22 protein-coding genes are annotated in these 26,110 nt (G+C 68.6%); 8 read left to right on the top strand and 14 right to left on the bottom strand.

Features of this window, described 5'->3' with window-relative positions; translation table 11 throughout:
- Nucleotides 1-67: 67 nt before the first annotated feature.
- Both ACIPJI_RS32725 and ACIPJI_RS32720 read right to left on the bottom strand, forming a co-directional pair.
- Nucleotides 68-1,045 carry a GlxA family transcriptional regulator gene (locus ACIPJI_RS32725; protein ID WP_402250451.1) on the bottom strand — a complete coding sequence of 326 codons (978 nt, stop codon included), beginning with the start codon at nucleotides 1,043-1,045 and terminating at the stop codon, nucleotides 68-70.
- Between the two features lie 417 nt (nucleotides 1,046-1,462).
- A complete protein-coding gene (locus tag ACIPJI_RS32720; RefSeq protein WP_402250449.1) occupies nucleotides 1,463-3,667 on the bottom strand; it encodes an MMPL family transporter in 2,205 nt (734 codons plus the stop codon).
- 571 nt (nucleotides 3,668-4,238) lie between these two features.
- On the opposite strand from ACIPJI_RS32720, the gene ACIPJI_RS32715 reads away from it, so the two are divergent.
- On the top strand, nucleotides 4,239-4,952 hold the full coding sequence (locus tag ACIPJI_RS32715) for an ABC transporter ATP-binding protein (RefSeq protein ID WP_402250530.1): 714 nt from the start codon (nucleotides 4,239-4,241) through the stop codon (nucleotides 4,950-4,952).
- Complete coding sequence (locus tag ACIPJI_RS32710) at nucleotides 4,949-7,525, top strand: FtsX-like permease family protein (RefSeq protein WP_402250447.1); 2,577 nt, start codon at nucleotides 4,949-4,951, stop codon at nucleotides 7,523-7,525. Before ACIPJI_RS32715 ends, ACIPJI_RS32710 begins: the two co-directional genes overlap by 4 nt.
- 404 nt (nucleotides 7,526-7,929) lie before the next feature.
- Here the strand turns inward: ACIPJI_RS32710 and ACIPJI_RS32705 are convergent, their stop codons facing one another.
- From ACIPJI_RS32705 to ACIPJI_RS32675, 7 genes are all read right to left on the bottom strand, one after another.
- Nucleotides 7,930-8,835 carry a TauD/TfdA dioxygenase family protein gene (locus tag ACIPJI_RS32705; RefSeq protein WP_402250445.1) on the bottom strand — a complete coding sequence of 302 codons (906 nt, stop codon included), beginning with the start codon at nucleotides 8,833-8,835 and terminating at the stop codon, nucleotides 7,930-7,932.
- Nucleotides 8,836-8,858: 23 nt separating this feature from the next.
- Complete coding sequence (locus tag ACIPJI_RS32700; RefSeq protein ID WP_402250443.1) at nucleotides 8,859-9,677, bottom strand: ABC transporter ATP-binding protein; 819 nt, start codon at nucleotides 9,675-9,677, stop codon at nucleotides 8,859-8,861.
- Nucleotides 9,664-10,734: a glycine betaine ABC transporter substrate-binding protein gene (locus ACIPJI_RS32695; RefSeq protein ID WP_402250441.1), complete on the bottom strand. Its 1,071-nt coding sequence runs from the start codon at nucleotides 10,732-10,734 to the stop codon at nucleotides 9,664-9,666. The genes ACIPJI_RS32700 and ACIPJI_RS32695 overlap by 14 nt, the downstream gene beginning before the upstream one ends.
- A 68-nt stretch (nucleotides 10,735-10,802) precedes the next feature.
- The gene (locus ACIPJI_RS32690) at nucleotides 10,803-11,660 is read right to left on the bottom strand and encodes an ABC transporter permease (RefSeq protein ID WP_402250439.1); all 858 of its coding nucleotides are present in this window, start codon (nucleotides 11,658-11,660) and stop codon (nucleotides 10,803-10,805) included.
- A 459-nt stretch (nucleotides 11,661-12,119) separates the two neighbouring features.
- Nucleotides 12,120-13,064, bottom strand: coding sequence for an AEC family transporter (locus tag ACIPJI_RS32685; protein ID WP_356624939.1), 945 nt, complete (start codon nucleotides 13,062-13,064; stop codon nucleotides 12,120-12,122).
- A gap of 133 nt (nucleotides 13,065-13,197) precedes the next feature.
- Nucleotides 13,198-14,394 (bottom strand): glycoside hydrolase family 64 protein, encoded by a 1,197-nt coding sequence (locus ACIPJI_RS32680; protein WP_402250437.1) that lies wholly within the window; start codon nucleotides 14,392-14,394, stop codon nucleotides 13,198-13,200.
- 327 nt (nucleotides 14,395-14,721) lie between these two features.
- A complete protein-coding gene (locus tag ACIPJI_RS32675; RefSeq protein WP_402250435.1) occupies nucleotides 14,722-16,155 on the bottom strand; it encodes a dihydrolipoyl dehydrogenase family protein in 1,434 nt (477 codons plus the stop codon).
- Between the two features lie 118 nt (nucleotides 16,156-16,273).
- Between ACIPJI_RS32675 and trxA the strand changes: the two genes are divergently transcribed.
- On the top strand, nucleotides 16,274-16,669 hold the full coding sequence (gene trxA / locus ACIPJI_RS32670; protein ID WP_307709804.1) for a thioredoxin: 396 nt from the start codon (nucleotides 16,274-16,276) through the stop codon (nucleotides 16,667-16,669).
- Nucleotides 16,670-16,811: 142 nt separating this feature from the next.
- On the opposite strand, the gene ACIPJI_RS32665 is transcribed toward trxA, so the two are convergent.
- The gene (locus ACIPJI_RS32665) at nucleotides 16,812-17,081 is read right to left on the bottom strand and encodes a hypothetical protein (protein WP_307709803.1); all 270 of its coding nucleotides are present in this window, start codon (nucleotides 17,079-17,081) and stop codon (nucleotides 16,812-16,814) included.
- Nucleotides 17,082-17,145: 64 nt separating this feature from the next.
- Between ACIPJI_RS32665 and ACIPJI_RS32660 the strand changes: the two genes are divergently transcribed.
- Nucleotides 17,146-17,643 (top strand): type II toxin-antitoxin system PemK/MazF family toxin, encoded by a 498-nt coding sequence (locus tag ACIPJI_RS32660; protein WP_402250433.1) that lies wholly within the window; start codon nucleotides 17,146-17,148, stop codon nucleotides 17,641-17,643.
- Here ACIPJI_RS32660 and ACIPJI_RS32655 read toward each other — a convergent pair.
- Nucleotides 17,628-18,482 (bottom strand): TIGR02452 family protein, encoded by an 855-nt coding sequence (locus ACIPJI_RS32655; protein ID WP_402250431.1) that lies wholly within the window; start codon nucleotides 18,480-18,482, stop codon nucleotides 17,628-17,630. The genes ACIPJI_RS32660 and ACIPJI_RS32655 overlap by 16 nt on opposite strands.
- Nucleotides 18,483-18,609: 127 nt before the next feature.
- On the opposite strand from ACIPJI_RS32655, the gene egtA reads away from it, so the two are divergent.
- The 4 genes from egtA to egtD are packed head-to-tail and all read left to right on the top strand — an operon-like array spanning nucleotide 18,610 to nucleotide 22,918.
- The gene (gene egtA / locus ACIPJI_RS32650) at nucleotides 18,610-19,881 is read left to right on the top strand and encodes an ergothioneine biosynthesis glutamate--cysteine ligase EgtA (RefSeq protein WP_356624934.1); all 1,272 of its coding nucleotides are present in this window, start codon (nucleotides 18,610-18,612) and stop codon (nucleotides 19,879-19,881) included.
- Entirely contained in the window at nucleotides 19,878-21,203 is a 1,326-nt protein-coding gene (egtB, locus tag ACIPJI_RS32645) for an ergothioneine biosynthesis protein EgtB (protein WP_402250429.1), read from the top strand. Before egtA ends, egtB begins: the two co-directional genes overlap by 4 nt.
- The gene (gene egtC, locus ACIPJI_RS32640) at nucleotides 21,203-21,955 is read left to right on the top strand and encodes an ergothioneine biosynthesis protein EgtC (RefSeq protein WP_356624932.1); all 753 of its coding nucleotides are present in this window, start codon (nucleotides 21,203-21,205) and stop codon (nucleotides 21,953-21,955) included. Before egtB ends, egtC begins: the two co-directional genes overlap by 1 nt.
- Entirely contained in the window at nucleotides 21,956-22,918 is a 963-nt protein-coding gene (gene egtD, locus ACIPJI_RS32635; protein WP_356624931.1) for an L-histidine N(alpha)-methyltransferase, read from the top strand.
- Here egtD and ACIPJI_RS32630 read toward each other — a convergent pair.
- From ACIPJI_RS32630 to ACIPJI_RS32620, 3 genes are all read right to left on the bottom strand, one after another.
- Entirely contained in the window at nucleotides 22,813-23,682 is an 870-nt protein-coding gene (locus ACIPJI_RS32630; RefSeq protein WP_402250427.1) for a lysophospholipid acyltransferase family protein, read from the bottom strand. The genes egtD and ACIPJI_RS32630 overlap by 106 nt on opposite strands.
- Complete coding sequence (locus tag ACIPJI_RS32625; RefSeq protein WP_402250424.1) at nucleotides 23,679-24,485, bottom strand: GNAT family N-acetyltransferase; 807 nt, start codon at nucleotides 24,483-24,485, stop codon at nucleotides 23,679-23,681. The genes ACIPJI_RS32630 and ACIPJI_RS32625 overlap by 4 nt, the downstream gene beginning before the upstream one ends.
- 264 nt (nucleotides 24,486-24,749) lie before the next feature.
- Nucleotides 24,750-25,997, bottom strand: a complete 1,248-nt coding sequence (locus ACIPJI_RS32620; RefSeq protein ID WP_402250422.1) for an extracellular solute-binding protein — start codon at nucleotides 25,995-25,997, stop codon at nucleotides 24,750-24,752.
- Nucleotides 25,998-26,110 lie beyond the last annotated feature (113 nt).

The following is a 26,110-nucleotide window of genomic DNA, read 5'->3' as shown; positions in this document are numbered from 1 at the left end:
ACTACTGTTCCTCGAGCACTCGGCCGGACCTTCTGCAGCAATAATGCAGACCTACACCCAGGAACGTTCAGTCGACGTCGGACGTAAATGCCTCATTTTGGGACTTTGCGCCCGTGGTCCGGAACCGATCACGGTAGGCGCCCGGCGTGGTGCCGAGGGATCGCCGGAAGATGCGTCGCATGGATTCGACAGAGCCGAACCCGCTCCTGCGCGCTACGGAGTCGAGTGGATCGCTGCCACCCTCGAGGAGGGCCTGGGCCGCCTCAAGCCGGACACGTTCGACGAACTGGGCAGCGCTCATATCTGTCTCTGAACGGAAGAGCCTGGTGAGATGGCGCTCGCTGACGCCGGCACGGGCAGCCATGGAAGGAAGCGTGTGATCAGCGCGGGGGTCCGCCACAACGGCGTCCAGCACTTGGCGCAGCACGGAGTCTTTGCCGTACTTCGCGGTCTGCCGCACGCTGAACTGGGACTGCCCGCCGGGGCGAGCCATGAAGACCACCAAGTGCTTGGCTGCGGCTCTGGCAACGTCGGGACCGTGATCACTTTCGACGAGTGAGAGCGTCAGGTCGATCCCGGCCGTGATGCCCGCAGAGGTGACGAAGTCTCCATCCCGAATGAAGATGGCATCACGGTCCACGGTGACCTTCGGGAAGCGAGCCGCCAGATCCGGAACGAGGCGCCAATGGGTAGCCGCTCGCCGTCCGTCAAGCAGCCCTGTTGCGGCCAGCGGAAAGGCCCCTGCGCACACAGAGGCGACCGTCTTCGAGCCAGAGGCAAGAGTCTTGATCGTGTCGATGAGGGCCGTGTCGGAAACGGCCACCCACCAGTCCGGCCTGCCAGGCACGAGCAATGTGTCCACCGGGTCGGTGAGCGCGCTCAGCGCCGCATCAGGTACAAGCTGCAGACCCGCCGTAGTCGTGACGGGTTTCCCATCTAGTGAAGCCGTCGTGATGCGGTAATTGGCCCCGAACTCGTTCGCTGCGGCGTAGACCTCTAGTGGCCCCGTCACGTCGAGAACCTGAACGCCGTCAAAGATCACCATGAGGATATGGCGGGCCGGCGCCCCTGGGCGGTTCATATCAGGATTCTCGCCTTTCCCGGGACTGAGAGCAAGCGAGTCGGGCAGGACACAAGCGTCCATTTTCTGCTTGCTTACATGAGGCAGAGAAGCCACCACAGTCAGTACAGGAACGACTGCTCGCTTAGGTCCCTGGCTAAGCTCGTGACTTCTCTGCCGCACAACCAACCATGTCAGCCGTTTCGCTCGCGGCAAACCACTGGGCGGGACGCAGGTGCCCCAGATCCGGCCACAAGATCGTCAGCAAGGTTCGACAGCCCGATGACGGCCTGTTGCAGGCGGTCGGCTAGTCATGACCTCTCTCCATCAAATCTGTGGCCGCGGGGTGACGCGCAGGGGCCGGCCCGCACAGATTGGCCGGCCCCTGGCCTTGGGTTCAGTTCACCGAGAGACCCCAGCGGTGAGCACAGTTCGGGCTGCCTCCGGGGGGCCTGGGTTCGTGCGGAGTCCTTCACCCTCGACATCGACGTTCGGAAGGATCCGGTCAAGCCACCTCGGGAGCCACCATGCCCTGTTGCCCATGAGTGCAAGGGCTGCTGGAACGATGGCCATCCTGACAATGAAGGCGTCGAAGAAGACTGCTGCAGCCAGGCCGAAGCCCATCATCTTGACCATCTCTTCACCTGAACCGATGAACCCACCGAAGACTGCCATCATGATGACTGCCGCAGCCGTCACCACTCGAGAGCCATGCCTGAATCCGGTGGTAATCGCCTGCCTTGGACTCTCTCCACGAACGTATGCCTCGCGCATCCTTGTAACGAGGAATACTTCATAGTCCATAGCCAGGCCGAACACGATCCCCACCATGAAGATCGGCATAGTGCTCATGATCGGGCCGGTCTGCTCGACACCCAGCGCGCTCGCCAGCCAGCCCCACTGGAAGACAGCAACGACTGCCCCGAGCGCAGCTCCCACCGAGAGCAGAAAGCCCAGTGCGGCCTTGAGGGGAACAAGTACGGACCGGAAGACGACCATCAGCAGGAGGAATGCCAGGCCGACGATGAGAGCCAGGTACGGGAGCAGTGCGTCGGCCATCTTCTTCGAGAAGTCAATCGCCATACCTGTCTGACCTGTTACGAGCGTCTGAGCGTTCGTCTGCTTGTTGACGTCGATGCTTCGCTTCCGGACCTCCTTGACAAGTTGCTCGGTCTCGACGCTGCTCGGTGAGGAAGCGGGGGTCACGGTGATCGTGGCGGTATCACCTGCTCTGTTGAAGGCTGCAGGGCCTACTCCAGCTACACCCTCGATTCGCTTCACAGTCGCGATCACCCGGTCGGCAGCGTTCTGGGCGTCGGCGCTCTTCTGGGCATCAACCACAAGCAGCAACGGGCCGTTGAAGCCCGGGCCAAATCCCTCGGAGAGAAGGTCGTAAGCCTTGCGTTGGGTCGTCTCGGCTGCCATCGAGCCTTCGTCCGGCAGACCGAGTTGGAGGGAGGTCGCGGGGACCGCGAGGGCCCCAAGTCCCAGTACCCCGACGATAAGAATCAGGGCTGGGCGCCGCAGGACGAAGGCTCCCCAGCGTCCCTTGCCACGGTGAACAGGTCGGCTGGAGGTGGCACGCTTGCGTGCTCTGCGTCCAACGATCCACTTTCCTGCAAGGCTGAGGAGGGCTGGCAGCAGGGTCAATGCGACCACGACGGCGAGGGCGACTGTTGCGGCCGCCGCCAGCCCCATCTTGGTGAGCATCGGGATGCCGACGACGGAGAGGCCTGCGAGGGCTATGACTACCGTGAGGCCCGCAAAGACGACCGCGGAGCCGGCTGTACCGAGTGCCCGTCCCGCCGCTTCTTCCCGGTTGTGCCCTTCGGCGAGTTCCGCGCGGTAGCGGGTCACGATGAAGAGCGCATAGTCGATACCGACTGCGAGGCCGAGCATCATCGCGAGCGTGGATGTGGTGTTACCCAGGTCGAACGTGTTGGCCAGGGCGGCTGTGGCGGAGACGCCGATTCCCACACCGAGTAGCGCGGTGAGCAGCGGGAGGCCGGCGGCCACCAGGGACCCAAAGGTGATCAGGAGAACGATGGCCGCTATGGCGACGCCGATGATCTCTGTCCCGCCTTCTGCCTTGGTCGGAACCACGCTGCCGCCGAGTTCAACGGCGAGGGCGGTTTCGGTTGCCGCCGCTTCAGCAGTGTGTTGAAGGGCTTCCTTTGTCTCTTCAGTGAGGGCCGCGGAGCGCACCTTGTACGAGATGCTGGAGTAGGCAATCGCTCCGTCCGGGCTCACGGTCCCACTCGTGAACGGGTCGACCACAGCAGCTACCTGCGGGGACTGTTCCTTGATCTCGCTGAGAGTTTTTGCAACAGCCGCGCGATGTTCCTGTTGAGTGATTCGCTCGCCCTCGGGCGCCTTGAACACTACGCGGGCTGTCGCGCCGTCGGCATTGGCACCTGGGAATCGCTCGTCCAGCAGGTCGAACGCCCTCTGCGCTTCGGTTCCTGGCATGGAGAAGGCTGTCGGTGCAGGAGGAGGGGCTGCCGATGCGCCGACTGCGGCAAGTATGAAGATGGCCAACCATGACAGGAAGACCATGATCCGGTGCCTGAAGGCGAACCGGCCCAGTCTGTACAGAAGAGTGGCCATGCGGGCGCGCTCCAATTCACTTGGCAGGGGGAGTTGATGCCCGTCGGCGGGGCTCTTCGTCAGTCTCGGCCGCTCTGGGCGCGTTGCCGTCGGTACTCATGACGAGGTTCGACCTCCTTCGGGCGAACGAGATTGCGTCCAGGTCCTCCCCCTTGCCGATGTGGCGCTTCGGGCTCATGAGCCCGAAGCAATCGGACGCTGGATGCCTTGGGCCATCACCGTCTGTGTCGGCCGGGTGACGGACGTCCCCGTTGCCGGGGCACCACCCGGTAGTGGGGCACGTCCTGCGGCTCGGTTCGGCTGTCTGGCTTGGCCGGAGTGCGTCCTGCTGGCGCGTTCTCGTTCCCTCGTCACCCGGTAGGAGGGGCGCCTGGAAGTTCTCCCTCGACCGGCGGAGGTCTCCGTACGGCTCCTTCTGCCGTACGAGCTGCAGCTTCACCTCTACAGCCGAGGTATCGGCTGCATCGCAGGCGTGCAATGAAGGGAGTAGATCGACGAAACGAAGGAAGACACAGTGAAGTCCTGGGCTCAGTGGCCGACCAGCCTGCCGGTCAGCGGATATGCAGTGCACTTGCAGGATGTGAGCAAGCAGTACGGGAAGGACGCTCAGTCCGTCGTCGCGCTGGACCGGGTCAGCATGGGGATCGCTCAGGGCACCTTCACGGCAGTGATGGGTCCTTCGGGATCTGGAAAGAGCACATTTTTGCACTGTGCAGCTGGACTGGATCGCCCCTCATCCGGTGCTGTGTATCTCGGCGCAACCAACTTGGCCGAGCTGAAGGAAGCACGTCTGACCAAGCTGCGACGCAGCCGCATGGGGTTTGTGTTCCAATCGTTCAACCTGCTGCCGTCTCTCACCGTTGAGCAGAACATCACCCTCCCGTTGCGACTCGATGGGAAGCCGGCCAACCAAGGCTGGCTGGAGCATGTCGTGGGCCAGGTCGGCATCGCTGACAAGCTCGGTCAGTTCCCGACTCAACTGTCCGGCGGTCAGCAGCAGCGAGTGGCTATCGCCCGTGCCCTCATCACCAGGCCGGAAGTCATCTTCGCGGACGAGCCGACAGGCGCTCTGGACCCGGAAACGGCTCGAGATGTCCTCGGTCTGCTGCGCCAAGCGGTGACGGACATGCACCAGACGGTCGTGATGGTGACTCACGACCCTATCGCCGCTGCTCACACTGACCGCGCAATCTTCCTTGTCGGTGGGCGGCTCACAGCGAACCTCGATGCCCCCGATGCCACGCAGGTGTCGGACGTGATGGCCCAGTTGCGAAGGGCCGCATGATGCTGAAGTTGTCTTTGCAGACGCTCCGTGGCCGCAAAGGGGGGGTGCTTGGAACGTTCATCGCGCTCCTTCTGGGTGCTGCTGTGCTCAGTGCTTGTGGTGCTCTGCTCGAGTCGGGACTGCGGTCTGGAACGCCGCCCGAGCGGTTCGCCGCTTCTGATGCACTGGTGGCCGGCCGCCAACGCGTGGACTTCGTGATCGACACGGGTGAACAGACCCGCGTGGAGAAGGAAGCGCTGGTCGAGCGCGTCCCCGTTCCGACCACGGCCGTCGACCGCGTCGCCAAGGTGCCGGGCGTCTCAGCCGTCATCGCAGACGTGAGCGTGCCTGTCCAAGTTGTGCCGTCGTCCAAGCAGCCTGTTCCCGGGCGGCATGCGGCACCTGTGACAGCCCATAGCTGGTCGACCGTCCGCCTCGGTTCATTCCGCCTGGTGGAGGGACAGGCTCCGCGCGGTGATCGAGACGTTGTACTGGATGCCGAGCTCGCCGATCGGGCTGGTCTCCGCCCTGACGACACTGTCGACGTGATGACAGCTGGCTCCTCGCCACGCCCGTTCCGCATCAGTGGAACAGTCGCTTTGGAGGGAGGCGCTCTTCCGAGTCGTTCAGTGGTCTACCTCTCTGACGACCACCTGCACCAGGTGGCCCCGGGTAAGGAGCCTGACGTTCTGGGCGTCCTCGCCTCTCCCGGCGTGAGTGCCTCACAGCTCTCTGACCAGATCTCTGAGGCCCTCCAGGACAAGTCGCTGAGTGTCCACACGGGTGACGGACGTGGCAAGGTCGAGTTCCTCGACACGGCGACGGCCAAGTTCAACTTGATCCTCCTGGCCGTGTCAGTCAGCACGAACGTGCTCCTCATCGCCGTCTTCATCGTGTTCAGCACGATGGTGCTCTCGATTCAGCACCGGCGACGTGAGGTAGCACTGTTGCGTGCAGTGGGAGCCACCCCCAAACAGATCCGCCAGATGCTCAGGGCTGAAGCACTCATCGTTTCTCTGACTGGCGGCGTGCTCGGATGGCCGATCGGCATCTGGTTGACGCGTTGGATGAGCAGCCAGCTCAGCAAGTACGGTGTCGTCCCGCCGGACTTCGAGCCGTTCATCGGACCGCTGCCTGGGGCGGGGGCACTGCTCATCGTGGTCCTGACCGCGCTGATCGCCTCGTACAGCGCCTCGCGGCGGGCGACTCGCATCAGGCCCACGGAGGCTCTGGGCGAGGCTTCGGCGGAGAACCCACAGCTCAGCCGCTGGCGCAAGATCACTGGCGCTGTGATGGGGGTCGGTTCCGTCGGCATGCTGATAGCCGGCCTTACCAATGGCGGCGACTTCACGACGCTCGTGGGCCTTGCAAATGGAGCGGTCCTCGTACTGGCGATCACCGCCGGAGTGCTCGGTCCTGGGCTGGCCAAGGTGTCCATGCGGGTGCTGGAGCCGATCCTCAGCCGTTTCCAGGTGACAGGCCACCTGGCCACTTCCAACGCCAAGGCCAACCTGTTGAGGACGGCAGGGGCTGTCACGCCACTGGTCCTGGCCGTGTCGTTCGCTTCGACAGTCGTTTTCGCTCAGACCACCGCTCTGAAGGCATCCGCAGATCAGCTGCGTGGCGGGCTCATAGCCACCCATGTACTCACCTCGCCTGGCGGACTCTCTCCGGATGTCGCTGAGCGCGTAGCGAACTTGGAGCACGTGGCGGCGGCCAGCGGCATTGCGAGAACAAAGGTGGTGGCGATCACGGCCGGCGAGGAGGGGGCCGAGTCTCCTGTCAGTCTGACCGCGCAGGGCCTTGAGCCGGAGGCGGTCGCGAAGACGGTCGACCTCCGGGTGACAGAGGGCAGCTTCAGCGAGCTGACGCCACGCACGGTGGCCATCAGTGAGATGGCATCGTCGTGGCTAGGTGTGGAACTCGGCGAGACGATCTCCCTGCACCTGGGTGACGGCACTCCTGTCGAACCTCGCGTTGTCGCGGTCTACGAACGCGGCCTTGCTTTCGCTGACTTCACGTTCGACCACGACATGCTGATCACACATACGACCTCACAGATGGACGAGTCTGTCCTGGTCCGGGCCGAAGCCGGCACTCAGGACCTCGACGAGCAGCTCGTCGAGGTCGCCGGGGCCTACCCGGGCATGGTCGTCAGTGATCAGCTTGCGCTCGATGCACAGATCGAGCAGCTGCGAGCCGACGCCTGGGTCAGCTATCTCGTAGTGGGGATGCTGATCGTGTACACGGCCATAACAGTCGTGAACTCGCAGGTCATGAACACCGTGGCACGACGGCGCGAGTTCGCTCTCCTGCGTCTTTCGGGAACCAGCTCTCGTCAGGTGCGTCGCATGATGTCGTGGGAGAGCCTGGCGGTAGTCGTCTCTGGCCTCGTCATCGGGACGCTCGCCTCGGTTCCCCCGCTGGTGCTCGTTTCGATGGCGTTGAGCGGCAGTCCCTGGCCCAGCGTGCCGGTCATGACATACGTGGCGATCACCGGAGTTCTTGGAGCTCTCGCGGTACTGGGTGCGATGTTCCCGACCCGGGTTCTCCTGATGTCCCGGCCGGTGGACTCCATAGGAACGAAGGAGTGACGAGACGGGGCCCCCGCATAGGAACGAAGGAGTGACGAGACGGGGCCCCCGCTACGTCCGTTGGCGACACGCTCTGCCGTGATCACGGACCCCTTTCACCGAGAACACGACGCCACCCGCCGGCCGAGGCGTCCGTACGGAGTTTCGCCTTTCCAGACCCGCCAAACCTTCCCGGTCAAGCACCAGGTTCGCGCCGCACGGCGCCGGGAGGGACTTCCGCTGAGCGTGCTGCCCAGGTCAGTTCGCGTTTCCGTCCGTGACATGGCGCCGGAGGGAGGGTGTGTTCCACTCCGGGGAGCCGGGCCCCCTGCGGGAATGAGCACGGTGTGAGCCCGCTGCTGGCGATGTCGATCGCGCCAGCGTTGAGCCCGATGGGCGTTCCCACAGGGTGCCGGGCTCTGCGGTCAGCCGGAGAGTGCCGCCGGGCCGATGGGGGCGTCCCCACGCAACGTGATGCGGTGCATGACGCGGTGCTGATCGCCGTAGTCGCGGTTGGCGTAGTGGGCCGTGCTGCGGTTGTCCCACAAGGCGACGTCACCCGGCTGCCACCGGTTGCGTACGAGGTGCTCGGGCTTGGTCAGATGAGCGTAGAGGATGTCGAGAATGCCGCGGCTCTCGTGCTCCGACATCCCTACGATGTGCGAGGTGAACCCTGGATTTACGAACAGGCCCTTGCGTCCGCTCTCGGGGTGCACCCTCACTACCGGGTGCTCGATCGGTGTCAGGTCATTGAACGTCTCGCCTTCCCAGAGGTTGCCGCGGCCCTTCCTGCGCTGGCTGAGGTAATACCCGAATTCGCGGCTGCCGTCGTGAACTGCGGTCAGTGAGTCGATGAGGGTACGCAAGGCCGGGGTCAGTGATTCGTAGGCAAGCTGGCTGTCAGCCCAAGTCGTGTCACCGCCGTTCGGCGGTAGCACCACGGCCCGCAGGACGGAGATCGCCGGTGGGCGACGTACGAAGGTCACGTCCGTGTGCCATACGTCGGCGAACCCGTTGTCCTGGCTGTCCAGAGAATAGACCTCTGGGGGCACGTCGCCGGAGTCGTGGATCGGGTGCCCTACTGTGATCTCGCCCAGGCGTCGGCCGAACTCGATCTGCGCGGCGTCGTTGAGGTCTTGGCCCCGCACGAAAAGCACCTTGTACGTCACGAGAGCTGCCCGAATCGCGTGGACCTCGTCGTCGTCGAGCCGACTGAGATCGACATCGCGAATCTCGGCACCGAAATGTGGGCCGAGCGGGGTGAGGGCGAGGCGCGTCGCGACCCGCTCCGGTGCCTCGGTCATGGCCGACTGCTCGCTGGTGATACTCATCTTCAGATGCTCCTTCTGGGGTGTCAGGCGGCGGTGGTCTTCACGGCGTGGGCGACTTGTGCTCGTAGTTCTGCGAACTCCGTCGAGTTCCGCAACTGCCCGGCGTCGATGTCACCACGTGGCAGATCAATCGGTAGGTCCAGAGCGATGGTTCCGGGACTCTTGGTCAGCACGACGATGCGGGAGCCGAGAAACACCGCCTCGTCGGCCGAGTGGGTCACGAAGACGGTGGTCCGCCCGGTCTGGGCGGTGACCTCGCGGACATCCTCCTGGAGCCGTTCCCGGGTCAGCGCGTCCAGCGCGGCGAACGGTTCGTCGAGCAGGAAGAGGGGGTTCTCGGCGGCCAGGGCGCGGGCGATGGCGACCCGCTGCTGCTGGCCGCCGGAAACCTCCCAGATACGCCGCTGCCCGACGCCCTCGAGACCTACGCGCGCCAGCAATTCCGCCCGGTGTCGGGGCCGTTGGGCGCGCTCGACGCCCGCGTATCGCAGGGCCAGGTCGATGTTGCCCTGCACGGTGCGCCACGGGAACAACCTGGGCGTCTGGAACACTACGCCTGCGGCTTCGCCGGGCCGCGGCTGGATGCCGGACACCCGTACCGAGCCGTGGGTGGGGTGCTCGAATCCGGCGATCAGCCGCAGGAGTGTGCTCTTGCCGCACCCGGAGGCTCCGACGATGACGAGGAACTCGCCGGCGGGAACACTCAGGTCGACCGGCCCCACGGCCGTGAAGGTCTCACTTCTCCGGCCATACTGATGGGTGACGTGGTCGAGGCGGACGGAGCCGGCACCCGTGGTGCCCTCGCCGGTCTCAGTGACCTTCGTCGTCTTACTTGAGGACATCGGGCAGCCCCTTCAGATACAGCGCGTTGCGGATGACGTCCTGGGACGGAGCGGTGTCGATCTGCTTCTGCCCCGCCAGGAACCGGCCCGTGTCGGTCAGATAGGTCACCAGCTTGCCGGGATTGCCGTCGGTGCCCAGCCAGTCGGCGGAGGCGACCTCGTCGGGCGTGAGGAACACGCCCTGTGTGAGCTGCGCCTTGGCCTCCGCGGCGCTGATGCCGAGTTCCGCCGCCACGGTCTTGACCGAGCCGTCGGGATCGGACTTGATCCGGCGCAGGGCGTCCGCCTCCACCTGGCGCCATGTGTCGATCACCCCGGGGTCCTTGGCGATCAGGTCCTCCGACACCACGGCGAGGTCCAGGGTGGGCTTGCCCGCGGCGCCGATCGCTTTGCTGCTGGTGAGCTGGACGCCGGTCTTGCGCAGTTCTTCCAGGGTGGGCAGCCAGACGTAGGCGGCGTCTATGTCGCCCCGCTGCCAGGCAGCAAGGATCGCTTGTGGCTGGAGGTCGATGAGCTGGACGTCGGACGCCTTGAGGCCGGCCGTGTCCAGTGCCGCCAGCAGACTGTAGTGCGAGGTGGAGGCGAACGGTGTGCCGATGGTCCTGCCCTTGAGGCCGGCCACGTCGGAGACGCCGGAGTCCTTGCGCGCCACGAGCGCCTCGTTCTCGCCCGCGACGTCGAGGATGAACGCGACCTTGTACGGGATCGGAGAGCTCCCGGACAACCCGCGGGCGAAGGGGCTGGAGCCCAGGGCGGAGATGTCGAGGGACTTGCCCAGGAACGCCTGGTTGATGCTGGCACCGGAGTCGAACTTGACCCAGGTGACCTGGTAGTCCGGCAGGGCCTTCTCCAGCAGCTTCAGACGCTTCACGAGCAAGTCGCCGCTGGGAAAGGCGAAGTAGCCGATGCGCAGTCGCTTGGACCGACCGCCGGACGAGGGGCTGCCGTCCGAGGAGCAGGCGGTGACGGCGGCAGCCAGGGCGCCGGCGAGCAGGAGTCGACGCGTCGGTCCCTGCACCGAGGAGCCGACGGGAACTCTGGGCAGCGAAGGAGACATGGTGGAGCCGTTTCTGTACGAGGGAGGTGAAGAGGGCGGAAAGCGGAGACTGAATGCGGTCGTCGTGCCTAGGAACGACCGCGCCAGGGCACTACTGCACGTTCGAGCCGTAGCAGCAGTCCGTCGATGACGAGACCGGAGACTCCGATCGCGATGATGCCGACGAGCACCACCGGAGTGTTGTTGTAGTTGGCGGCGTCCTTGACCATGCCTCCGATGCCGGGCAGCCCGTTGACCAACTCGGCCGCGACGAGGGAGGAGTAGGCCACTCCCGTGGCCAGCCGCACACCGGTGAGCGTCTCGGGCAGGGCGGACGGCACGACGACGTCCTTGACGACGTCCCAACGTGACGCGCCGAGCGCCCGCGCCGCTTCGAGCAGGCTTCGGGGTACGGCGGCGACGGCCGTGGTGGTGGACACCGCCACCGGCGGAAAGGCAGCCACGGCGAGCAGCGTGATCTTCGGTTCCTCATTGATGCCCAACCAGATGATGAGCAGAGAGAAGTACGCCAGCGGCGGCAGCGTCCGCAGAAATGTGATCCAGGGCTCGAACAGCGACCGCACCCACCCCACGGTGCCCATGACCAGGCCGAATACCACCCCTAGGGCAATGCCGATACCGGCCCCCAGGGCGATGCGCCGCAGACTGATGCCCAGGTGCTCGATGAGCGTGGTGCCGCCGTAACCCCGCACACCGTCGTTCGTCGTGGACACTTCGATGAAGGCGTCCCAGACCTTGACGGGCGGCGGAACCAGCGTCTCGCTCCACGTCCCGCTCGCCGCCAGCAACTCCCACAGGAAAAGGAACAGCAGGAGCGAACCGAACGGCAGAGCGGCACGGCGTATCCGCGTCGAGGTGTGAAAGAGACGCTTGACCGGACTCTTACCGGTCCGGGTCTCCGCCCTTTCCAGGCGTGTTGAGGACATGGGGCGGCCTCCCAGGAGTGCCGGAGCATGAACAGGTGAAGTCGGTCGACGTAGCGGGCAGCATTGAGCCGGAACCGGACCGAAAAGGAAATGAAGTCCCGCTACGGAGTGCGCGGAACATGCCTTACCGACACGGGCGACACCACCGGTCGGCAGGGAGCGTCAGGGACGCGGATTCAGCTACAACACGAGGCCGTGCGTCGGCACAGGTCGATGACCAGGCGTCGCACCAAGGGCTCGTGATTCATGAGGCCCTTTCTACAACAGCCGCAGCTTCCTTTCCAATCCGTCCATCCTTCGATACGCACCCTTCGGTACGCACCCTTCGACAGATCGTTGTCTACCGCCCAGTTCGTTGCTCTCGCGCCGTCGGCCGCCGACCCGGTCGCTGCGTCTCTCGTGGACGCAGGTACCGAGGGGAGGGGCTACGCCGGGCAGGTGGCCCCACCAACGGGCCGCTCACGCGAGAAGCCAGGTGATCAGCGACAGGGATCCCATGGAGAACAGGGTGGTCAACACGACGGCGTCCCTGGCCAGTCGGGTGTCGAGGCGGTACTGCGACGCGAAGATGAACGCGTTCTGGGCGGTCGGCAGGCCCGCGCAGAGCACCACCGCGAGCAGGTCGTCACCCTCGATGCCGAACCCCCACCGGGCCAGCGCGTAGGCGAGCAGCGGCTGGACAACCGTTTTGAGGATGACGAGGACGTGCCGCTCCGCACGCCCGGCGGGCGTGCCGAACTCCAGGGCTACGGTGCCGGGCTCCGTGGCGCGGGTGTCGAGGGACATGCCCAGCGCGAACAGCGCCGCCGGGACCGCCGCGCCGCCGAGCATCTGGGCGGGTGCGGTCACGGCCTCCGGCAAGTGCACGCCGAGGACGGACACCGTCACCCCCGCCGCCGACGCGGCGATGATCGGGTTGCGCAGCGGCAGCCACAGGAAGCGGCTCCGGCCGCCGGCGTCGCGGCCCGCGTCGAGATCTATGAGTGTCAGGATCAGAGGGGTGACGAACAGCGTCTGGAACAGGGCTGCCGCGACCACGAACGAGGCGTCACCCAGCACATGTACGGCCACGGGGATGCCGAGGTTGGCGGAGTTCACGTAGGCGCCCGCCATGGCGCCGATCGCCCGGTCGGCCCGTGGGCGGTGGAACACCCACCGGCCGATCAGCAGGCCGAGGGCGAGCATGATGAGGACACTGGCGGCGAAGACCGCCACGCCGGGGCTCAGGAGGTCGGACACGTCGGCCCGCGACAGTGTCACGAACAGCAGCGCGGGCATGGCGAACGCGAAGGCGAACCGGCCCAGCACCGACTGGGCCTGCTTTCCGAGTACGTCGAACCGGCCGGCCGCCCAACCGACGGCGGTGATCGCCCAGATGGGCAGAAAGCCGGAGAGCACGGTCACCGGATCAGCATGCCCGACGGTGATCAAGGCCTCTCCGCCGCCCCCGGGAAGGTGATGCTCCGGGGGCGGCGAAGTTCGAGGGACGGTGGGGCTGTGGGGACGGCGGACAGGGGTGCGGGCGCTGAAGAGCCCGTCAGTTGAACGGGTCCAGCGTGACGTACGCCGTCTGCGGATTGCCGTCGTGCACCAGTGACTCATGGGCGCCGACGTCGTCGAAGGCGAAGGCGTACGCCTTGCCGTCGGCCATCTGGGCGTGGATCTTGCGGGCGTAGTGGTTGGTCACGACGTCCTTGTAGAAGTTCGCGGAACCGGTGTCCGGCTGGTTGGGGTTGACCAGCAGTGTCGAGCGGTTGAAGCCCGCGCACAGCGTGCGCGAGATCGGGCCGCGCACCTGGTCGTTGGGGGCGTCGAGCCGCTTGTAGCACCCGAAGACACTGTCGGAGTCCGGCTTCTGGAACGAGGTGACGACGGTCCCGGAGCCGTTCGTGAAGTTCATGACCCCGCCGGAGACCCGGCCGTAGTACTTGATGCCGGGCTGGTGGGCGAAGGGCGTGACCGTGAGCGTCGAGGTGGCGTACTTGTTCCAGACCCGGTTGATGTAGTCGTCCATGATGTTCGCCGGCAGCGCGCCGGCCTCGATGCCGTGGCCGGGGGCGAGGGCGCGCAGGACGGTACCGTCCGCGCGCGTCTGGATGAGGTTCGCCCACCCGCCGGGCTGACCGCGCAGGGCGTTGTAGAAGCCGTTGTAGCCACCGGGCTTGAGGTGACCGGTGTTCTTGACCGTTCCGTCGGCGGCCTGAACGCCGACCGCGTAAGGGGCGGAGAACATGTCCACCTGTGTGCTGTTGATCCACAGGCCGGAGTCGTTGAGTGTGTACTCGGACCAGTTGAAGAGGATGTTGCGGTTCGGGTCGCTCGGATTCTGCACCGCGGGCTGCACCAGACCGCCGGTGGTGAGCTTGAAGACGAGCTTCTGCCCGTACGAGAAGTAGATCCGCCCGGAGAACTTGGGCATCCGGATCGTGACGGAACGGCCGGAGGTAGGGCCGGCGATCGACGCGTCGGGGGCCGGGGTCGGCGGGTTGCCGCCGGCAGGCCAGGGATGGAACGTGCCGCTCGCGTCGGCCCAGCCCTGCCGGCCGGTGCTGAGCTCCGTGCCGAGGTTGTAGATGTAGACCGGCTCGCTGCGGCCCGAGTTGTTGGTGAACTTGAGCGGGATGGTCGCGGGCACCGCGGCTTCCGCCGTCGCGGTGGGTCCGGTAGCGGTGACGCCGGCGGCGCACAGCAGCGCGGTGAACGCCAGCGCCAGTAACTTCCGTGAGACAGACACGCTCCACCTCCTCCTGATCGGATCCTCGACGGATCCCTGTCGGATCGTCGTCGGATGCTGGTGGGATGTCGTCACGATCCAGGGCCGGACTGTTCGATGGAGTGGCCCGGGCCCGGAACAGACGCCTGAGAGCGCTCTCAGAATCGGCCCGCACCGGACCGCCGTCAAGAATTCGCGCAGGAGTTGTCATTGAGGTCGTCAGGCACCGCCGGGCTGACACCGCTGCCGGCGCCGCGAAGAAGGCGCATCAGTGGTGGTCGCCGTGACGGCATCGGGGCCGGCAGGGCGGGAACGCCACCCTGCCGGCCCCTGCACACGCGCCCCTTGTCAGCCCGCCCGGTACGTCTCCAGCAGCCGCAGCCAGATCTCGCTGATGGTCGGGAAGGACGGAACCGCGTGCCACAGCCGGTCGATGGGCACTTCTCCGGCCACCGCGATCGTGGCGGAGTGCAGCAGTTCACCGACGCCCGCGCCGACGAAGGTGACGCCCAGCAGGATCTCGCGGTCGAGGTCGACGACCATGCGGGCACGTCCGCGGTAGTTCTCCGCGTACAGTCCGGCGCCTGCGACGGAGGCGAGGTCGTAGTCGACGGCGCGCACCCGGTGTCCTGCCCCTTCCGCCTCGGCGAGCGAGAGTCCCACGGCCGCTGCCTCCGGGTCGGTGAACACCACCTGTGGCACTGCCGCGTGGTCGGCCGTCGCGGAGTGGGCGCCCCAGCGGTCGGTCTCCAGCAGCGGGACCTGCTGCGCCCTGGCGGCGATGGCGGCCCCCGCGACCCGGGCCTGGTACTTGCCCTGATGGGTGAGCAGCGCGCGGCGGTTGACGTCACCGACCGCGTACAGCCAGTCCGTGCCCTGCACGCGGCAACTGTCGTCCACCGTCAGCCACGAGCCCGGCTCCAGGCCCACGGTCTCCAGTCCGATGTCGTCGGTGCGCGGGGCGCGGCCCGTCGCGATGAGCACCTCGTCGGCCTCGATGCGCTCGCCGTCACCGAGGACCAGGGTGACGGGGCCGGTGCCGCCGGGCCGTTCGACCGCGGTGACGTCGGTGTCCGTCCGGATGGTGACGCCGGCCTCCCTGAGGCCTTCCGCCACGTGCTCACCGACGAAGGGTTCCATCCGTGGCAGCAGGCCGCCGCCGCGGACGAGCATGGTCACCTGCGAGCCGAGCGCCTGCCAGGCGGTGGCCATCTCCACCCCGACCACTCCCCCGCCGACGACCGCGAGCCGGCCCGGCGCCTCGCGGGCGCTGGTGGCCTCGCGGCTGGTCCACGCCCTGGCTCCGGCCAGGCCGGGGATGTCGGGCAGTACGGCGCGGCTGCCGGTGCTCACGACGACGGCGTGCCGGGCGGTCAGTGAGTAGTGCTCGCCCTCCGGCCCGTACGCCACCACCTTTCTGGGGCCGTGCAGGGCCCCTTTGCCGCGATAGACACGTGCGCCGATGGAATCCAGCCAGGCCAGCTGGCCTTCGTCGTTCCAGTGGGCTGCCTGTTCGTCGCGGCGGGCCAGCACGGCCTTGCTGTCCAGCGGGCCCTGTACGGCGGCGCTCACGCCGGGCAGCCTGCGGGCGTCGGCCCGCGCGATCACCGGGCGCAACAGCGCCTTGCTGGGCATGCACGCCCAGTAGGAACAGTCGCCGCCGATGAGTTCGCTCTCCACCACCGCGGTACTCAGGCCCGCCGCTCTGGTCCGATCCGCCACGTTCTCCCCGACGGGGCCCGCGCCCAGCACTACGACGTCGTACTCCACAGCATGGGTCATAGGGCCAGTCTGATCCGGGGTGTGCCTCCTGGCCACATGGGCAGGGGCAGGAATAGCACGGCCCCGGGCACCGTTGTGCGGGGCGAGTCCCCCGGACCTCAGGAAGAGGTAGCACGTCATGAGCACCGTTGAGCTCACCAAGGAAAACTTCGATCAGGTCGTGACCGACAACGACTTCGTCCTGATCGACTTCTGGGCTTCCTGGTGTGGTCCTTGCCGCCAGTTCGCGCCGGTCTTCGAGGGCGCGTCGGAGCGTCACCCCGACCTGGTGTTCGCGAAGGTCGACACCGAGGCGCAGCAGGAGCTCGCGGCTGCCTTCGAGATCCGTTCGATCCCGACTCTGATGATCGTGCGCGAGAACGTCGCGGTCTTCGCCCAGCCCGGTGCGCTGCCCGAGTCGTCCCTCGAGGACGTCATCGGCCAGGCGCGCGCGCTGGACATGGACGCGGTCCGCAAGTCGATCGACGAGGCCCAGAAGGGCGCCGCCGCCGAGCCCGGCCAGGCAAGCGCCTGACCGGGCACCTTCCCCGTACGCAGGTCCCCGCATACGTCCGGCCGGGGACCCGCCCGATTTTCGTCGGGCCGGACCCCGGCCGTCCGCGTGTCACACACCGGCACGGTCGTCCGTGCTGCCGGCAGCACACCCTCGAGGGGCGCTACGCCTCCTCCGCGTCCACGACCCGCGCCACCAGTCCCAACGACAGCTCCGCGCCGTCCACCAGCAGGGCCTCGACCGCGCGGGTCTGCGGGTCGATGTCGACCTCGACGCCGTCGCCGACGTAACGCGGGTAGCCCGAGGCGCCCATCTCCCCCGTGGCGTCCACGACGGCGGAGCGGATGACGTCCTCGGCGAGCGTGGCGGGATCGTGCCCTTCGACGTGTTCGGGGACCACGATGATCCCGAAGCGCTGCGGTTGTGTGTTCATGCAGGCGACGCTAGACACCCGCCGCCGCGCCCGCACGTCGCCCGGCGGGCACTACCGTGACCGGATGACGCATTCCACCGCCCCATCGCCCGGCCCGCGGAGACCGCACGGCTCCCCGCGCTCCGAGGTCTTTGCCCACCTGCCCGGCAGCAGCGGCCCGGCCGCCACCACGGAGGCCGATCCCCTCCGCGTCGGACCGGTCCGCACCTCGTACGCGCCGGACCGCGACGGCGATCCGGACCCGGGTGAGATCGTCTGGACGTGGGTGCCGTTCGAGGAGAACGACGGCCGCGGCAAGGACCGGCCGGTCCTGGTCGTGGCCAGGGAGGCGGCCGGCACGCTGCTGGCCGTCCAGCTGTCCAGCAAGCGCCACGACCACGACCGGGAGTGGGTGCCGATCGGCGTGGGGCCGTGGGACGGCGCCGGACGCGAGTCGTGGGTGGATCTGGACCGGGTGCTGCGGGTGCACGAGACGGGGATGCGCCGTGAGGCGAGCGCGCTGGACCGGCCGCGGTTCGACCGTGTGGTGCGGCGGCTGCGGGAGCGCTACGGCTGGAGCTGAGCCCCGGCGGCGCCGGTGCGATCGGCGAAGGTACGGCGGAACGCGGCGAGCGTCGGCGAGGTGCCGGCCCGGTCGAGCACGGCGAAGACGATCTCCTCGAAGTGGGCGGCGAACCGGCCGCCCCCGGTCAGCAGCGCGTGGAAGGCTCCGGCGACGGCTGCGGGGTCGTTGCGGAAGACGCCGCAGCCCCAGGCGCCGAGCACGAGACGGCGGTAGCCGCCCGCGACCGCCGTCTCCAGGACCCGTTCCGCTCGTGACGCGAGCGCGGCGGGGATGCGGTGGACCTCGCCCGGTGTGCGGAGTGCGACGACTCCCGCGTTGGGCGCGGGAGAGGTGAGGAAGCCGACCGTGAACGGCTGCTCCAGCAGCTGCCCCCGGTCGTCGCGGAAGACCGGCACACCGGGCGAGAGGATCACCCGGTCGGTGTAGAAGACGCTGCGTTCCGCCCGGTGGTGCTCGTAGAACTCGGGCACGCGCAGCAGCGTGGCGTACAGGGCGGACGCCCGGCAGAGTGCTTCCTCCTGGGCCTGCGCCCCGTTGAGGTAACCGCCGCCGGGATTGCGGGCGGAGGCGAAGTTCAGGACGGCGACCGGTCCCTCTTGGGTGCCGGTGAGCCGGCGGGCGGCCTCGGTGCTGCTCTCGCCCGTGACCTCGAAGCGAGTGATCCGGTCCGTGTCCGGTGAGACGGCCACCGGCTCCGGTCCGTACATCCGTGTGCCCGCCAGTGCGGTGGCGAGCTGCTGCCCTATCCGTACCTCGCGTCCGTCAGGAAGGCGGTACCCCCCGGCCCCGACGATCTCCTCGGTCTGCTTGGCGATTCCCCGTAGTCGTGCACTCATGCCCGACATCATCGGGAACCCCAGGTGACGGCGGCAAACACATTTCCGCTCCTCAGGGGCACTCTTGTGCGGACCCGCAGCGGTGGCCTTAGGTTGACAGAAGTCCCTTCGACAGGAGGAGCCGATCATGCACCGAGCGGGAACGGGCGACTTCAGCCGTCCGATGTCCGAGGACGAGGCCGAGGACCTGCTCCGATGTATCTGCTTCAAGACAGGTCCGCCCCGCACCGTGGGCGTGGAGGTGGAGTGGCTGGTCCATGACCGGGAGCAGCCGGACAAACCCGTGGCGCGCGACCGCCTCACCAGCGCCTTCGACGACATACGCGCCCTGCCCCTGACCTCCCTACTCACCTTCGAGCCCGGCGGCCAGCTGGAACTCAGTTCGCGCCCCGCCGCCTCCCTGATGGAGTGCATCGACTCCACAGCCGCCGATCTGGACGCCGTTCGAACGGCCCTCCGTCCGGCAGGCCTCGCTCTGAACGGCATGGGAGTCGATCCCTGGCACCCGCCACGCCGGATCCTCCACGAACCGCGCTACGACGCGATGGAGAGATACCTGGACCGCTCCGGTCCGTACGGCCGCTCCATGATGTGCAGCTCCGCCTCCGTCCAAGTGTCGCTCGACACGGGTGAGGAGGAGCCGGGCCCGCTCGGGCACGGCCGCCGCTGGCGGCTCGCCCATCTGCTGGGCCCGGTCCTGCTGGCGGCCTTCGCCAACTCGCCCATGCTGGCCGGGCGTCCTACGGGCTGGCGCTCCACGCGGCAGGCGGTGTGGAACGTGCTCGACCCGGTGCGCCCGATGGCACCTCCCCTGGAGGCGGAGCCGCGAGCGGCATGGGCCGCGCACGCACTGGACGCACCCGTGATGTGCGTACGGATGCCGGAGGGGGCGTGGCCGCTCCCCGAGGGGCTGACCTTCCGGAGCTGGCTGCGCTCCGGCGGGCCGCGTGCGGCGACGCAGGAGGACCTCCGCTACCACCTCACCACGCTGTTCCCGCCCGTACGGCCGCGCGGACACCTGGAGTTGCGCATGATCGACGCGCAGCCCGGCGAGAACGGCTGGATGGTGCCGCTCGCGGTGACCACCGCGCTCTTCGACGACCCCGAGGCGGCGGAGACCGTGTACCGCTCCCTCAAGCCCCTGGCCGAGTCCACGGGCGCCGGCGTCGCGCCGCGCAACGCGCTGTGGGTGGCCGCGGCACGGCACGGGCTGGCGGAGGAGGAGCTGCGGAGCGCCGCCGTGACGTGCTTCGCCGCGGCACTGGAGGCGCTGGGACGCCTCGGCGCGTCGACGACGGTGCTCGACGAGGTGGCCCGTTTCAACGAACACCATGTACTGCGGGGCCGGTGCCCCGCCGACGACCTGATCGCCTCCGTGGTGAAGGAGCCCGGTACATGACCGACCAGCTGCGGAGTCTGGCACTCGATGCGCTGACCCGTGCCCGTGAACGCACCGCCGCTCTCACGTCGTGCGTCGACGACCGTGATCTGACCGCTCAGCACTCGCCGTTGATGTCGCCGCTGGTGTGGGACCTGGCCCATATCGGCAACCAGGAGGAGCAGTGGCTGCTCCGCCAGGTCGGCAAGGGCGAGGCGCTCCGGCCCGAGATCGACTCCCTCTACGACGCGTTCGAGCATCCCCGCGCGGCCCGTCCCTCCCTGCCGCTGCTGGCGCCCGCGGAGGCACGGGTCTACGCCGCCGATGTGCGCGGCCGGGTGCTGGACATTCTGGAGCGCACCGCGTTCGAGGGCGGTCCGCTCGTGGACGCCGGCTTCGCCTTCGGGATGATCGCCCAGCACGAGCAGCAGCATGACGAGACGATGTTGATCACCCATCAGCTGCGCAAAGGGCCGCCCGCCCTGTCCGCGCCGGAGCCGCCCGTCCATGACACCCGTCCGCTGCCGCGTGAAGTGCTGGTGCCCGGCGGGGCGTTCACGATGGGGACGTCCACAGAGCCGTGGGCGCTCGACAACGAACGGCCCGCGCACCGGCGCATCCTGCCCGCGTTCCACATCGACACGACCCCTGTGACCTGCGGCGAGTACCAGGCGTTCATCGAGGGCGGCGGCTACCACGAACGCCGCTGGTGGGCGGCTGAGGGCTGGGACCAGATCCGGCAGCACGACATCGGCGCGCCGCTGTTCTGGCGCCGCGAGGGCGGGATGTGGCTGCGCCGCCGATTCGGCGTCATCGAGGAGGTCCCGCCGGACGAGCCCGTACTGCACGTGAGTTGGTACGAGGCGGACGCCTACGCGCGCTGGGCCGGCCGGCGGCTGCCGACCGAGGCCGAGTGGGAGAAGGCTGCCCGGCACGATCCGCACACCGGCCGGGCCCGCCGCTACCCGTGGGGCGACGCGGACCCGACGGAGGCGCACGCCAACCTCGGCCAGCGCCATCTGCGGCCCGCGCCCGCGGGCAGCTATCCGCAGGGAGAATCGCCGCTGGGCGTACGGCAGCTCATCGGCGACGTGTGGGAGTGGACATCGAGCGACTTCCTGCCCTACCCGGGGTTCGTCGCGTTCCCCTACCGCGAATACTCGGAGGTGTTCTTCGGGAGCGAGCACAAGGTGCTGCGCGGCGGTTCGTTCGCCGTCGACCCGGTGGCCTGCCGGGGCACGTTCCGCAACTGGGACCTGCCGGTGCGCCGCCAGATCTTCTCCGGCTTCCGCACCGCACGGGACGCGCAGCAGCCCGCCGGCCCGGACGGGGGCAGCCTCTGATGTGCCGTCATATCGCCTTTCTGGGACGGCCCGAGCCATTGGGCACACTGCTCGTCGAGCCCGAACACGGCCTGTTCCGCCAGTCCTGGGCGCCGCGCCGGCAGCGCTACGGCACGGTCAACGCGGACGGCTTCGGGATCGGCTGGTACGCGGACGGCGACCCGGTGCCCGCCAGGTACCGGCGCGCGGGGCCGATCTGGGCGGACCTGTCCTTCACCGACCTGGCGCGGGTGGTGCGCAGCCACGCGGTGCTCGCCGCCGTGCGGGACGCCACCGCACCCGGCGCGGACGGCGAGGCCGCGGCGGCGCCGTTCGCCTCCGGGCCCTGGCTGTTCAGCCACAACGGCGCGGTGCGCGGCTGGCCGGCCTCGATGGGCCCGCTCTCCGCGGCGCTGCCGGCGGAGGAACTGCTGTCGATGGAGGCGCGCAACGACTCGGCGCTGCTGTGGGCGCTGGTGCTGCACCGGCTGCGCGCCGGCGACTCGCCCGCCCAGGCGCTCGCCGACACCGTCCGTGACGCGGCCGCGGCCGCGCCCGGATCCCGGCTGAACCTGCTCCTGACGGACGGCACGGTGATCGCCGCGACCGCCTGGGGCGACACCCTCTGGTATCTCACCGAGCCCGGCCTGCGCACGGTCGTGGCCTCGGAACCGTACGACGACGATCCGCTGTGGCAGGAGGTGCCGGACCGGACGCTGCTCACCGCGACCCGCGCCGACGTCCTGCTGACCGAGCTCAAGGAGCCGACCTAAGTGAGCCCGTTCCTGCTGACCCGCACCCTGCCCGAGGACGCGACCAACGCCGCGCTGCGGGCCGATGTGCTGCACGGCCTGACCCGTACGCCCAAGACCCTGCCGCCGAAGTGGTTCTACGACGCCCGCGGCAGCGAACTGTTCGAGGAGATCACCCGGCTTCCCGAGTACTACCCGACCCGCGCCGAGCGGGAGATCCTCGCCGAACGGGCGCCGGAGATCGCCCTGGCGACCGGGGCGCGGACGCTCGTGGAGCTCGGGTCCGGCTCGTCCGAGAAGACCCGTTTCCTGCTGGACGCCCTGCCCTCGCTGCACAGTTACGTGCCCGTGGACGTCAGCGAGAGCGCGCTGAACGGCGCGGCACAGGCCCTGCTCGCCGACCATCCGGACCTGAACGTGCACGCCCTGATCGCCGACTTCACTCGCGGGCCGGAGCTGCCCGTGACGCCGGGGCCCCGGCTGGTCGCGTTCCTCGGCGGGACGATCGGCAACCTCCTGCCGGACGAGCGGGCGCTCTTCCTGCGGTCCGTGCGGGCCATGCTGGACCCCGGCGACTTCCTGCTGCTGGGCACGGACCTGGTGAAGGACGAGGCGGTGCTCGTGCGCGCCTACGACGACGCCGCGGGCGTCACCGCCGAGTTCAACAAGAACGTCCTGGCGGTGCTGGCACGGGAGCTCGGAGCGGACGTGGATCCCGGCGACTTCGACCATGTGGCGCGCTGGGACCGCGACAACGAGTGGATCGAGATGAGACTGCGGGCCCGCTCCGCCCTCTCCGTGAAGATTCCCGAGCTGGACCTGGTGGTGCCGTTCGAGGAGGGGGAGGAACTGCGGACGGAGGTGTCCGCGAAGTTCCGTCAGGACGGTGTACGGACCGAACTCGCCGGGGCCGGGATGGACCTGACGCACTGGTGGACGGACGGGGAGGGCAGGTTCGCGCTGTCGCTCGCCACGGCGAGCTGAGCGGCCAGCGCCAGTGAGCGGCGGTCGGGGTGGCTCCCGGGGAGGACCGGCGGCAGCAGCCGGATCTCCGCGGTGAGCCCTTCGGCCGCCGCGACCCGCCACAGGGAGGCGAGCAGCGGATCGTCGCCGACGAACGCCGCCGCCCCGGTGGGCGAATAGGTGATGCGTACGGGCTGGACGGCGGCGCCCGTATCGAGGGCGGCCTGGAACGCGGCGGGCCGGAACCGCCCCCGGCCACGCCCGCACCAGGTGGAGCCCTCCGGGAAGACGACGACACGGGCCCCGCCGCGCAGTGCGTCCGCCATCGACGCCACGGCTGCGGGCAGCGCGCGCAACCGGTCCCGTTCCAGGAAGAGCGTGCCGCCGCGGGCGGCCAGCGGCCCGAGGACCGGCCATGAGCGGACCTCGCTCTTGGCGAGCATCCGTCCCGGCAGCACCGCGGCGACCAGGGGGATGTCCAGCCATGAGACGTGGTTGGCGACGACCAGTGAGGCCCGCAGGTCGTGCGGCAGCCCGACGACGCGTACGCGCACGCCGAACGCCCGCAGCACGGCGCGTGACCAGCAACGGGTCAGCCGGTGGCGGAACGCGGCGCCGAGAACTACGCCGAAGAGGGCCGCGACGGGGGCGAGCAGCAGGCCGCCGCCCACGGTCGCCAGGCCCGCCAGCAGCCGGGCGAGGGCCTTGAGCGGCCCGGCGGCGGGCCCGTCGTGGGTCGCGCAGCCCTCGGGTGTGCAGGGCGCGCGGGGCAGCCAGGCGCTCATCGCACGGGGGCGAGGGAGAGGAAGTGCCGCAGGTAGCGCGGGTTGGTGCGGCGCAGCGACAGCAGGACGTAGAGGTCGGCGACGTTGAAGTCGGGGTCGTAGGCGGGCGCCCCGCACACCCAGGCGCCGAGCCTGAGGTAGCCGCGCAGCAGCGGCGGCAGTTCGGTGCGGCCGGCGGGGCGGGCGACGCCTTCCGCGTTCCACAGCTTGTGCGGGGCCACCCAGTGCTCCTCGGGCGCCAGGTTCTTGGCCCGCACGGTGTCCCAGGTCGCCGCGGCGAGGGTGCCGCCGTCGCCGAGGGGGATCGAGCAGCAGCCCGCGAGCCAGTTGTGGCCGGTGCGGGTCATGTAGCGGGCCAGGCCGGCCCAGATGAGGGCGATCACGGCGCCGTTGCGGTGCAGGGGGTGGACGCAGGAGCGGCCGACCTCGACGAGGTCGTCGCGGATCGGGTCGAGGCGGGTGAGATCGAACTCGCCCTCGGAGTAGAGGCGGCCGGCTACACGGGCGCGCTCGGGCGGCAGCAGCCGGTAGGTGCCGACGACCTCACCGGTGTCCGACTCGCGCACGAGCAGGTGGTCGCAGTAGGCGTCGAAGGCGTCGGAGTCCAGACCGGGTTCGGATCCGTCGAGCCTGGCGCCCATCTCCCCGGCGAACACCTGGTGGCGCAGTCGCTGCGCGGCCCGCACCTCTTCCTGGTCGCGGGCGAGCGAAACGACGTACCGGGGTTCCTCGAGGCGGGGCGGCAAGGGGGCAGTCTGCCGGGCGGGCAGCGGAGCAGGGACGACGAGCGGCGATGCGGGCATGGCGGTCTCCTGTGCCGGACGGAGGGACGGACCGCTGGTGCGGCGGCCCGGCTCCTTGTTTCTTCCGTGGCCGGCTGGATTCGACATGACCGCCCGGCGGAGAGCGGATGTGAGGACGCTGAATGCCGGGAAATGCCCGGCGGAGCGGATGCCGCTCCCCGGCCCGGGCCGATGCGCCCTGTGGATCCGCCTGCCGTCGATCCGCGTCCTGCTGATCTGCTGATCCGCTGCCGTGGATGCGCGACCGCGGATCCGCCCGTCCGATCAGGGCAGCAGCGCCGCCGTGATCTTGTCCGACGCCGCTCGTGCCGCGCGCGCCGGGTCCTGGCCCTGAAGGACGGCCGTCATGTACGGCTTGATGGGGTTGTCGGCCTCGACGGCGGCCCATTGCGGCGAGTTGGGAGTGGCCCTGCCCTTCGCGGCGCCGGCGGCCATGGCGGCCGTGCCTTCGCTGCCCTCGATGACACCGGCGAGCGTGGTCTTGTTGGGCACGTAGTTCATCGTGAGGGCGAGCTCGGTCTGCCATTCCTCGCTCGCGAGCGCCTTCACCACCTCGACGCCGGCGGATCTCTCCCGCGCGTTCTCGGGCACGATGAGGTCGGAGCCGCCGATGAAGACGGCACCCGGGGCCTCTGACGTCCTGCCCGGTACGGGGAAGAAGCCCAGCTTCCCCTTGAGCGCGGGATTGGCCTTCTCTATGAGGGGCGCCGCGCTCGGCACGGCGATGATCTGCGCGACGTCGCCCTTGGCGAAGACGTCCGCCTGCGGAGGCGTCACCTCGTCGGCGTCCTTCGGCCCGTTGCCGTGCGACTGGAGCCGCTTGTAGAAGTCCATGCCGCGCAGGGCCGCCTTGGAGTGCAGGGCGCCTTCCCAGTTCCCGCCCTGCTCTACGGCCAGTTGCCCGCCCTCTTCCCAGACGAAGCCCGCGAGGGTGTACCAGTCCTGGCCGGAGAGGTAGATGCCCTGCCGGCCGGGGCCGTCCAGTTTCTCGGAGATCTCCAGCCATTCGGCACGGTCCTCGGGCGGCTCGGCTATGCCCGCCTGGGCGAAGAGGTCCTTGTTGTAGATGACGACCCGGTTGGCCGCGTACCAGGGGATGCCGTACTGGGACCCGTTGATGCTGCCCGGTTCCGCGAGACCGGGCAGCCAGTCCTCACTGCCGAGGTCACGGACCGATTCGAGGGTCAGGTCGCGCAGCGCGTCGCTCTCCGCGTACTGGGCGACCTGGGTGTTGCCGACCTCGATGACCTCGGGGGCGTCGTCGCTGCCGAGCGCCGCCATGACCTTCTTGCCGATGCCCGTCCACTCCTGGAAGGTCACCTTCAGGTCGACGGACGGGTGCTGTTTCTCGTACTCGGTGGTGAAACGCTCGAGGAACTCGTCCGAGACGCTGTCCTTCATGAGCCAGATGTCCACGGTGCTCTTGGACGAACCGCCGGGGACCAGACCGCAGCCGACGAGCGTGGCGGCGCACACGAGTGCGGCGGACAGGACGAACGAGCGGTTCTTCACGGAGGTCACCTTCTGCGTGGCACGGAGAATTGACCCGACGTGGGGGGAAGCGAGCGGCGCTCGCACGGGCGTGGCTGGATTTTGGTCTGTACCAAAGGTCCGGTCAAGTCCCG

The organism is Streptomyces sp. NPDC086835 (assembly GCF_044745705.1).
Lineage (GTDB): Bacteria > Actinomycetota > Actinomycetes > Streptomycetales > Streptomycetaceae > Streptomyces.
This window is presented reverse-complemented; position numbering and strand designations above follow the sequence as displayed.

What these genes read in the sequence shown, in the direction of transcription:
- ACIPJI_RS32725 (WP_402250451.1), bottom strand. Translation starts at nt 1,045, where the DNA reads ATGGTGATCTTTGACGGCGTTCAGGTTCTCGACGTGACGGGGCCACTA.
- ACIPJI_RS32720 (WP_402250449.1), bottom strand. Translation starts at nt 3,667, where the DNA reads ATGGCCACTCTTCTGTACAGACTGGGCCGGTTCGCCTTCAGGCACCGG.
- ACIPJI_RS32710 (WP_402250447.1), top strand. Translation starts at nt 4,949, where the DNA reads ATGATGCTGAAGTTGTCTTTGCAGACGCTCCGTGGCCGCAAAGGGGGG.
- ACIPJI_RS32705 (WP_402250445.1), bottom strand. Translation starts at nt 8,835, where the DNA reads ATGAGTATCACCAGCGAGCAGTCGGCCATGACCGAGGCACCGGAGCGG.
- ACIPJI_RS32700 (WP_402250443.1), bottom strand. Translation starts at nt 9,677, where the DNA reads ATGTCCTCAAGTAAGACGACGAAGGTCACTGAGACCGGCGAGGGCACC.
- ACIPJI_RS32695 (WP_402250441.1), bottom strand. Translation starts at nt 10,734, where the DNA reads ATGTCTCCTTCGCTGCCCAGAGTTCCCGTCGGCTCCTCGGTGCAGGGA.
- ACIPJI_RS32690 (WP_402250439.1), bottom strand. Translation starts at nt 11,660, where the DNA reads ATGTCCTCAACACGCCTGGAAAGGGCGGAGACCCGGACCGGTAAGAGT.
- ACIPJI_RS32675 (WP_402250435.1), bottom strand. Translation starts at nt 16,155, where the DNA reads ATGACCCATGCTGTGGAGTACGACGTCGTAGTGCTGGGCGCGGGCCCC.
- trxA (WP_307709804.1), top strand. Translation starts at nt 16,274, where the DNA reads ATGAGCACCGTTGAGCTCACCAAGGAAAACTTCGATCAGGTCGTGACC.
- ACIPJI_RS32665 (WP_307709803.1), bottom strand. Translation starts at nt 17,081, where the DNA reads ATGAACACACAACCGCAGCGCTTCGGGATCATCGTGGTCCCCGAACAC.
- ACIPJI_RS32660 (WP_402250433.1), top strand. Translation starts at nt 17,146, where the DNA reads ATGACGCATTCCACCGCCCCATCGCCCGGCCCGCGGAGACCGCACGGC.
- ACIPJI_RS32655 (WP_402250431.1), bottom strand. Translation starts at nt 18,482, where the DNA reads ATGAGTGCACGACTACGGGGAATCGCCAAGCAGACCGAGGAGATCGTC.
- egtA (WP_356624934.1), top strand. Translation starts at nt 18,610, where the DNA reads ATGCACCGAGCGGGAACGGGCGACTTCAGCCGTCCGATGTCCGAGGAC.
- egtB (WP_402250429.1), top strand. Translation starts at nt 19,878, where the DNA reads ATGACCGACCAGCTGCGGAGTCTGGCACTCGATGCGCTGACCCGTGCC.
- egtC (WP_356624932.1), top strand. Translation starts at nt 21,203, where the DNA reads ATGTGCCGTCATATCGCCTTTCTGGGACGGCCCGAGCCATTGGGCACA.
- ACIPJI_RS32630 (WP_402250427.1), bottom strand. Translation starts at nt 23,682, where the DNA reads ATGAGCGCCTGGCTGCCCCGCGCGCCCTGCACACCCGAGGGCTGCGCG.
- ACIPJI_RS32625 (WP_402250424.1), bottom strand. Translation starts at nt 24,485, where the DNA reads ATGCCCGCATCGCCGCTCGTCGTCCCTGCTCCGCTGCCCGCCCGGCAG.